Annotated in this window: 4 tRNA genes; all 4 read left to right on the top strand. The window is 50.2% G+C overall.

What is annotated here, in order from left to right:
• The first annotated feature begins 84 nt into the window (after window positions 1-84).
• The 4 genes from BGM26_RS14645 to BGM26_RS14630 all read left to right on the top strand — a co-directional run bounded on the left by BGM26_RS14645 (window position 85) and on the right by BGM26_RS14630 (window position 441).
• Window positions 85-159 (top strand) — tRNA-Asn (locus BGM26_RS14645).
• Between the two features lie 35 nt (window positions 160-194).
• Window positions 195-267: transfer RNA gene (locus BGM26_RS14640), tRNA-Thr, on the top strand.
• A gap of 17 nt (window positions 268-284) precedes the next feature.
• A tRNA-Glu gene (locus BGM26_RS14635) sits at window positions 285-359 on the top strand.
• 6 nt (window positions 360-365) lie between these two features.
• Window positions 366-441 (top strand) — tRNA-Val (locus BGM26_RS14630).
• The last annotated feature ends 31 nt before the right edge of the window (window positions 442-472 follow it).

Below are 472 nucleotides of genomic sequence, written 5' to 3'. Positions count from 1 at the left end.
AGCTTCTCAGCGCCGATGGTAGTTGGGGGCTCTCCCCCTGTGAGAGTAGGACGTCGCCAGGCGTTTAGAATTTATTCTAACCATTCCGCAGTAGCTCAGTGGTAGAGCATTCGGCTGTTAACCGAACGGTCGCAGGTTCGAATCCTGCCTGCGGAGCCATTTTTTTTGAAGATTTTTGAGCAGGTAGTTTTCATGCTTCCATAGCTCAGCAGGTAGAGCACTTCCATGGTAAGGAAGAGGTCAGCGGTTCGAGCCCGCTTGGAAGCTTACCTTTTTAAATATATGGCCCCTTGGTCAAGCGGTTAAGACACCGCCCTTTCACGGCGGTAACACGGGTTCGAATCCCGTAGGGGTCACCATTATACGGAGGATTAGCTCAGCTGGGAGAGCATCTGCCTTACAAGCAGAGGGTCGGCGGTTCGATCCCGTCATCCTCCACCATTTTATAAATTTAGAATAACTATCAAAATAC

The organism is Bacillus sp. FJAT-29790, assembly GCF_019039215.1.
In the GTDB taxonomy this organism is placed as follows: Bacteria; Bacillota; Bacilli; order Bacillales; family Cytobacillaceae; genus Cytobacillus.
Note: the sequence above shows the minus strand (reverse complement) of the source record. Positions and strands in the feature narration are given on the sequence as shown.